This window comes from Streptomyces sp. NPDC060232 (genome assembly GCF_042726555.1).
Taxonomy (GTDB): Bacteria; Actinomycetota; Actinomycetes; order Streptomycetales; family Streptomycetaceae; genus Streptomyces.
Genome location: NZ_JBHXAG010000041.1, coordinates 25101 through 33468, shown reverse-complemented (window position 1 = coordinate 33468; position 8368 = coordinate 25101). Strand labels below are relative to the sequence as shown.

Below are 8368 nucleotides of genomic sequence, written 5' to 3'. Positions count from 1 at the left end.
TGGTAGCTCCGCTACGAGGACATTCGTCCCGCACGCCGAGGGCACGCACCGAACGCCGCTCCTTGCTCCACGGGGCAACTCGATACAGACCCTAGAACTCGTCGGCCGTGTGCGGCAGTACGGGCGTGCGCAGGGCGTCGTCCAGGGCCGCCGCCGCCCCGGGCGTGTGCTCCAGCACGAGCCCGGCCGCGACGAGGTCGGCGACCCGGGTCCCGCCCAGGTAGCAGGCGGCCAGTTCGCGCACGTCGAGAGCCAGGTCGGCGGAGCCGTCCGCGTGGCCGTACGTCACCCCGTCCGGCCCGGCCTTGAGCCGGAAGCGCCCGGCGTTGTCGGGCAGCCGTGCGTCGTGCACCTCCAGCACCAGTTCCACCGGCGCGGCCCAGGACCGCGCGGTCAGCGCCGCGCGTACGTCGACCAGGCGCAGCCACAGCGCCGGGAACTGGGCGGTGACCCGCACCTGGTCCCGGTCGGCGGCGAAGTGCAGCAGCGGGTCGTCGGCCGGGCGGCCCCACGCGGAGACCTTGCCGGTGAGGTCGACGGCGGCCACGCACTCCCACAGGGCGGCGGCGACCGCCGGGGTGTCCGCCTCCAGCTCGTCGACCCGTACCAGGCCGGTGGTACGGGCGCCGGCCCCCGCGGTGGTGCCGCCGGACTCGGGCTTCGTGCGGTAGAGGACGTATCCGGCGACGGGTTCGCCCGGTTCCCCCAGGACGATGATCCGGGGTGGGCTCAACTCCTCGTCCTCCTCGTCCTGTTCGGCCAGCCACTCCCCGCGCCAGCGCTCCGGACTGCGGCTGGGCCGGCCGGCCCGTCCGGCGCGGGCCGCCTCGTGGTGGGGGCCGATCACGTCGACGGCCTCCTCCGGGTCGACGAGCCGCAGCGGGCGGGGGTCGGGGTCGAGGCGCAGGGCCAGCGGCCGGGTGGAGTCGATCTCGATGGTGGCGCCGGTGGTGGCGCCGCCGAAGCCGAAGCGGCCGTAGATGGCGGCCTCGGAGGCCCAAAGGGCGGCGATCGGGCGGCCGGTGTCGGCGGCGCGCCGCAGCATCTGCGTCATCAGCGCGGTGAGCACGCCGCGGCGCCGGTGGGTGGGCGCGACGCAGACGAAGGTGAGCCCGGGGCAGGGCAGGTCCGCCCCGGGCACCGAGAGCCGGAAGTCGTGCGCGGCCATGAAGCCGATCAGGAAATCCCCGTCGTAGGCGCCGATCCGGTCGCAGCGCGCGAGCAGGGCGTGGTGCCGCTCGCGGGCCTCCTTCTCGGGCCGGTCGTGGAAGACCAGGTAGGCGAGCTCCAGGGCGCGGTCGATGTCGGCCTCGGGTACGTCACGGATGTCCACCATGATCGGGAGACTAATCGGTCATCGAGGACCAGTCATCCCATAGTGGCTTGATCTGCGGGTTCGGCCGGTTTCCACGCCTTCGTCCGAGGAAGTACCGGTCGGCCTGACGCCGGCCTGCCGACCGCCGTGACGCCCTGCTACCGGCCGCCGGGAACACTGGAGCCACCGGGCCACCGGGCTACCGGCCGGCCGGGCCGGTCCAGGAGGCAGGAACGTGGCCGATCCGGACGCGCTGGGGGTGGTCCCCGACGGGTACGGACACCCGCTTGGCGCCGGTGGCGAAGTCGATGGCCGTCACCTGGTCGGTGCCGCTCTCGGAGATCACGCAGGCCGTCCCGTCACCGCTGACCGTGGCCCAGTAGGGCTTGGACGCGGGAACGAGCGGCCCCTCGGTGAGGGTGGCGCGGTCCACGACCGTGGCGTAGTCGTCCATGGTGCCCGCGATGCAGAGCTTCGCCCCGTCGGGGCTCATCGCCATGCCGTGGTGGCGGGAGTCGTTGACCCAGGTGGTGCGGTCGGTGTCGGTGGCCGGGTTGGCGGGGAGGTCCTTGAGGCGGGTGATCCGGTCCGAGGCCACGTCGTACTCCAGGAAGCCGCCGAAGAACGACACCTGGAAGTAGAGCTTCGACTCGTCGGGGCTGAAGGACACCGGGCGCAGGGAGTCGGACAGGTCCTTGCGGCCGAAGGCGTCCAGCCGCTCCCGCATGTCGATCACCCGGACCGTGCGGAAGGTCTGCGCGTCGACCACGGTGATCCTCCGGTCGCCCTTCGTCCAGTCGAGCCAGGGCGCGTCGAGGGCCGTGTTCACCTCGCCGATGGAGCTGTTCCACAGGTACCGGCCGTCGCGGGTGAAGGTGTTCTCGTGCGGCTTGTCGCCGGTACGGAAGGAGCCGGCCTGCCGCCCGGTGGCGATGTCCAGGACGTGCACGGTGTTGGAGGTGGAGGCCGAGACGGCGATACGGGTCCCGTCCGGGGAGACCGCCATGTGGTCGGAGCGGAAACCGGAGACCGGGAAGCGCCAGTTGATCCGCCCGGAGGCCAGGTCGATGGAGACGACGTCGGCGAAGCTGGGGCGGGAGACGACGACCGCCGAGCCGTCCGGGGTGGTGAACATGTCGTCGACGAACTGGTCGTGGCCCTCGCCGGCGCTCTCGCGGATTCCGAGGAAGAAGGCGAGCTTGACCGGGTTGAGGTAGATCTCGCGCAGGCGCTCGCTCTTGTCGGGGATCACGTCGATCCGGCCGACCTTGGCGAGATCACCGGTGGAGGCGAGGACGTCGGCCGTCCCCTCCCAGTTGTTCCCCACGAAGAGCACCTCGCGCAGGCCCTGGGACACGGAGGCCGGGGCGACCGGGGAGGCCGGGGCGGCCGGGGCGGGTGTGAAGGCGGTCATGAGGGTGGCCGCTGCCAGCACGCCCAGGGTTCGCACGGTACGCAACATCCGCTCAACTCCGTTGTGAGGAAGGGACGGAGAGAGTGCCCTCCGATTACCGGCGGGTAAAATAGGGGGAACGCCGAAAGGGCGCAACCCCCACGGGGCGCGCCCTTTTCTCACCTTCCGCCGTCACTCCTTCAAGCGACGGAGCCGATCCTGTCGATCACCGTGTCCGCGACCTCCGGATGGATCGGGATGTGCGCGCCCGTGAGGGCCACGCCACTGCCGCCGCGGCGGTTCGCGACGATCTCGGCGGCGATGGACAGCGCGGTCTCCTCAGGAGAGCGGGCGCCGAGGTCCAGGCCGATCGGGGAGCGCAGCCGGGCCAGCTCGATCTCGGTGACGCCGACGTCGCGCAGCCGCTTGTTGCGGTCCTCGTGGGTGCGGCGGGAGCCCATGGCGCCGACGTAGGCGACGGGCAGCCTGAGGGCCTGCTCCAGGAGCGGGACGTCGAACTTGGCGTCGTGGGTGAGCACGCACAGGACGGTCCGGCCGTCCACCGCGGTGCTCTCCAGGTAGCGGTGCGGCCAGTCCACGACGATCTCGTCGGCCTCGGGGAAGCGGTTCCTCGTCGCGAAGACGGGCCGCGCGTCGCAGACGGTCACCCGGTAGCCGAGGAACTTGCCGATCCGCACGAGCGCGGACGCGAAGTCGATGGCGCCGAAGACGATCATCCGCGGCGGCGGGACGCTGGATTCGACCAGCACCTTCAGCGGCTCTCCGCAGAGCCGCCCGTCGGCGCCGATCTCCAGCACGCCGGTCCGGCCGGCGTCCAGCATGGCGCGGGCCTCCTCGGCGATGGTGCGGTCCAGCTCCGGGTGTCCGCCGAGACCGCCCTCGAAGGGGCCCTCCGTACGGACGAGCACGGCGCGGCCCATCAGCTCGGCCGGCCCCTCGGCCAGCCGGGCCAGCGCGGCGGCCTCACCGCGGGCCGCGGCGGCCAGCGCGGCCTCGAAGACCGCTCGGGCGGGAGAACCCGCGGGGACCGGAGTGACGAGGATGTCGATGATCCCGCCGCAGGTCAGGCCCACGGCGAAGGCATCGTCGTCGCTGTAGCCGAAGCGCTCGCGGACGGTCTCGCCGTCCTGAAGCGCCTGCCGGCACAGCTCGTACACCGCGCCCTCCACGCATCCGCCGGAAACCGAGCCGATGGCCGTGCCCTCGCTGTCGACGGCGAGAGCGGCCCCGGGCTGCCGGGGCGCGCTGCCGCCCACCGCCACGACGGTGGCGACGGCGAAGTCACGTCCCTGCTCGACCCACCGGTTCAGCTCTTCGGCGATGTCCAGCATGTACGGCCTCCTCGGAGGATTCGGTTCCAGTATGGGATACGCGGAGGGTGCGGGTGGTGCCGTGTACGACCGGCGGCGCCGGGGCGTACGGGCGGGGTCCGGGCGGTACTACGGGGGTCAGCCGACCCCGAGCCAGCCCTCGATCGGGTGGAGCGCGAAGAAGACCAGGAAGATCCCCGTCAGCGCCCACATGAAGCCGCCGATCTCCCGGGCCTTGCCCTGAGCGACCTTGATGGCGACGTAGGAGATGACACCAGCGGCGACACCTGCGGTGATCGAGTAGGTGAACGGCATGATCACGACCGTCAGGAAGACGGGGATCGAGGTGGAGGTGTCCGCCCAGTCCACGTGGCGGGCGTTCTGCATCATCATCGCGCCGATGACGACCAGGGCCGCGGAGGCCACCTCACCCGGGACGATCTGCGTGATCGGGGTGAAGAAGAGGCAGGCGGCGAAGAACAGGCCGGTGACGACGGAGGCGAGGCCCGTACGGGCACCCTCGCCGACGCCCGTGGCGGACTCGACGAAGACGGTCTGGCCGGAGCCGCCCGCGACGCCGCCGATGGCGCCACCGGCGCCGTCGATGAACAGGGCCTTGGACAGACCCGGCATCCGGCCCTTGTCGTCGGCCAGCTTGGCCTCCGTGCCGACACCGATGATGGTGGCCATCGCGTCGAAGAAGCCGGCGAGCACGAGGGTGAAGACGATCATGCCGACCGTCATGTAGCCGACGTCGCCCCAGCCGCCGAAGGAGACCTCGCCGAAGAGCGAGAAGTCCGGCATCGAGACCGCGGAGCCGTCCAGCTCCGGCGGGCCGTTCTTCCAGGCCTTGGGGTCGATGTCCACGATGGCGTTGAGGATCGCGGCCAGGACGGTGCCGCCCACGATGCCGATCAGGATCGCGCCGGGCACCTTGCGGGCCTGGAGCATGAAGATGGCGACCAGGGTGACGGCGAAGAGCAGGACGGGCCAGCCGGACAGCTCACCGGTCGCGCCGAGCTGGACGGGGGGCATGAACTCCCCGCCGTTGCCGACGAAGCCCGCCTTCACGAAGCCGATCAGGGCGACGAAGAGGCCGATGCCCATGGTGATGGCGTGCTTGAGCGCGAGGGGGATCGCGTTCATGATCAACTCTCGGAGGCCGGTGACGACCAGGAGACAGATCACGACGCCGTAGACCACACACATGCCCATGGCCTGCGGCCAGGTCATCTGGGGGGCCACCTGCGAGGCGAGCACACCGGACACCGAGAGTCCGGCGGCGAGCGCCAGCGGCACCTTGCCGACGAAGCCCATGAGGAGCGTGGTCACGGCGGCGGCGAAGGCCGTCGCGGTGATGATCGCCGAACCGTCCATGACGGTTCCGGCGACGTCCTTGCCCGACAGGAGCAGGGGGTTGAGCAGGAGGATGTACGCCATGGCCATGAAGGTCGTGATACCGCCACGAACCTCGTTGCCGACGTTGGATCCTCTGTGGGTTATATGAAAGTAGCGGTCGAGCCAAGACCTGCCGGCGGGGTTCAGAGAGCCGTCGCCGGCTTCCTCCGCGGTGGTCTTGGGCTCCACAGACGACTGGGTCATGGTGCCTAACTCCCAAGGTTCAAAGGGGCACCCGCTTGGGGATTGGAGACTGCGGGATTTGGGATGCTGCGTTTGGCTGCACGACCCGGGGTGACGGCCCGAGGCGACGCGGATGTTCACTGCGTGTACTGCGGGTAGTGCGGGGTGACCGCTTGTACTACATGGGGGTTTTCGCAGGGGTACTGCCGGCCGAAGGTGACCGCGAGCGGTGCGGTGCTTCGTGTACTCCGGGCGGTGCGGCGGTGAAGTGTGACGTTCCCGAGTCACACCGCCCGGAGAGTCCGAGGGGGTCCGGCGGCCGCGCGGCCCCCGGACCGGGTCCGTCCTAGAGGGTCCCGGTAAGGGCTTCCGGACGGATCGGGGTCTTGTTGAGCTCCAGCCCGGTCGCCTGCCGGATCGCCGCGAGGACGGCCGGGGTGGACGACAGGGTCGGGGCCTCGCCCAGACCACGAAGGCCGTACGGCGCGTTCGGGTCGGCGAGCTCCAGGACGTCGACCGGGATGGTCGGGGTGTCGAGGATGGTCGGGATCAGATAGTCCGTGAAGGAGGGGTTGCGCACCTTCGCGGTCTTCGGGTCCACGATGATCTCCTCCATGACCGCCACGCCGAGACCCTGGGTGGTACCACCCTGGATCTGGCCGACCACGGAGAGCATGTTGAGGGCCTTGCCCACGTCCTGGGCGGTCGCCAGCTCGACGACCTTGACCAGGCCGAGCTCGGTGTCCACCTCGACGACCGCGCGGTGCGCGGCGAAGGTGTACTGGACGTGGCCGTCGCCCTGGCCGGTCTCCAGGTCGAAGGCGACCGTCGGACGGTGGCGGAACTCCAGCTCGAGGTCGATCGCCTCGTCCTCCAGGATGTCGGCGATGTCCGCGAGGACCTCGCCGCCGTCGGTGACGACCTTGCCGCCCTCCAGGAGCAGCTCGGCGTTCGCCCAGGCCGGGTGGTAGGAGCCGTTCTTGCGGCGGCCCATCTCCAGCAGCGCCTCGCGGACGTGCTCGCAGGTGTTCTTCACGGCGCCACCGGTCATGTACGTCTGCCGCGAGGCGGACGTCGAACCGGCGGAGCCGACCTGCGTGTCGGCCGGGTGGATGGTCACCTGCGTGACGCCCAGCTCGGTACGGGCGATCTGCGCGTGGACGGTGACACCGCCCTGGCCGACCTCCGCCATGGCCGTGTGGACCATCGCGACGGGCTCGCCGTTGATGACCTCCAGGCGCACGCGGGCGGTGGAGTAGTCGTCGAAGCCCTCGGAGAAGCCGACGTTCTTGATGCCGACCGCGTAGCCGACGCCGCGGACGACGCCCTCGCCGTGGGTGGTGTTCGACAGGCCGCCCGGCAGTGCACGGACGTCCGCGCCCTCGCCGGCGGTCTCCCACTGGCGCTCCGGCGGCAGCGGGCGGGCCTTGACCCGGCGCAGCAGCTCGGCGACCGGCGCCGGGGAGTCCACGACCTGGCCGGTGGGCATGATCGTGCCCATCTCCATGGCGTTGAGCTGGCGGAACTCGACCGGGTCCATGCCCAGCTTCGCTGCGAGCTTGTCCATCTGGGCCTCGTAGGCGAAGCAGGCCTGGACGGCGCCGAAGCCGCGCATCGCGCCGCAGGGCGGGTTGTTCGTGTAGAGCGCGATCGCCTCGATGTCGACGTCGTCGACGACGTACGGGCCGACGGAGAGGGAGGACGCGTTGCCGACCACGGCCGGGGAGGCCGAGGCGTAGGCACCGCCGTCGAGCACGATCCTGCACTTCATGTGCGTGATCTTGCCGTCCTTGGTGGCGCCGTGCTCGTACCAGAGCTTCGCCGGGTGGCGGTGCACGTGGCCGAAGAACGACTCGAAGCGGTTGTAGACGATCTTGACCGGCTTGTTGGTCGCGAGGGCCAGCAGGCAGGCGTGGATCTGCATCGAGATGTCCTCGCGGCCACCGAACGCGCCGCCGACGCCGGAGAGCGTCATGCGTACCTTCTCCGGCGGCAGGCCCAGGACCGGGGCGATCTGCTGGAGGTCCGAGTGCAGCCACTGGGTGGCGACGTAGAGGTCGACACCGCCGTCCTCGGACGGCACGGCGAGACCGGACTCCGGGCCGAGGAAGGCCTGGTCCTGCATGCCGAAGGTGTACTCGCCCTCGACGATGACGTCGGCGCGCTTGCGGGCCTCCTCCACGTTGCCGCGGATGATCGGCTGGCGGTGCACGATGTTCGGGTGCGGGACGTGACCGGCGTGGTGATCGTCGCGGCCCTCGTGGATCAGCGGCGCGTCGGCGGCGAGGGCCGAGGCCTCGTCCGTGACGAGCGGCAGCTCCCGGTAGTCGATCTTGATCTTGGCGGCCGCGCGGCGGGCGGTCTCCGGGTGGTCGGCGGCCACGAGGGCGACCGGCTCACCGTGGTGGCGTACCCGGCCGTTGGCGAGCACCGGGGTGTCCTGGATCTCCAGGCCGTAGTTCTTCATCTCGGCCGGCAGGTCGTCGTAGGTGAGGACCGAGTAGACGCCCGGCACGGCCAGCGCCTCGGAGATGTCGATGGAGACGATCTCGGCGTGGGCGACGGTGCTGCGCAGGGTCTGGCCCCACAGCATGTCCTCGTGCCACATGTCCGAGGAGTACGCGAACTCACCGGTGACCTTGAGGGTGCCGTCCGGGCGGAGCGTGGACTCGCCGATGCCACCCTTGTTGTGCTTCTGGGTGACGTTCGTCGGCGTACCGGAGGGCACGGTGCGAGTGTTGGCCATGG

At 70.8% G+C, this 8368-nt stretch carries 5 protein-coding genes; all 5 read right to left on the bottom strand.

The window, feature by feature from the left end; all coding sequences use genetic code 11:
* Positions 1-91: 91 nt before the first annotated feature.
* A complete protein-coding gene (locus tag ACFWFZ_RS33500) occupies positions 92-1336 on the bottom strand; it encodes a GNAT family N-acetyltransferase (protein ID WP_387127642.1) in 1245 nt (414 codons plus the stop codon).
* Between the two features lie 178 nt (positions 1337-1514).
* The gene (locus ACFWFZ_RS33495) at positions 1515-2777 is read right to left on the bottom strand and encodes a YncE family protein (RefSeq protein WP_387127640.1); all 1263 of its coding nucleotides are present in this window, start codon (positions 2775-2777) and stop codon (positions 1515-1517) included.
* A gap of 131 nt (positions 2778-2908) precedes the next feature.
* Positions 2909-4060 (bottom strand): XdhC family protein, encoded by a 1152-nt coding sequence (locus tag ACFWFZ_RS33490; RefSeq protein ID WP_387127638.1) that lies wholly within the window; start codon positions 4058-4060, stop codon positions 2909-2911.
* Positions 4061-4177: 117 nt separating this feature from the next.
* Positions 4178-5641 (bottom strand): NCS2 family permease, encoded by a 1464-nt coding sequence (locus ACFWFZ_RS33485; protein ID WP_387127636.1) that lies wholly within the window; start codon positions 5639-5641, stop codon positions 4178-4180.
* Positions 5642-5966: 325 nt separating this feature from the next.
* Positions 5967-8366, bottom strand: a complete 2400-nt coding sequence (pucD, locus tag ACFWFZ_RS33480; RefSeq protein WP_387127634.1) for a xanthine dehydrogenase subunit D — start codon at positions 8364-8366, stop codon at positions 5967-5969.
* Positions 8367-8368 lie beyond the last annotated feature (2 nt).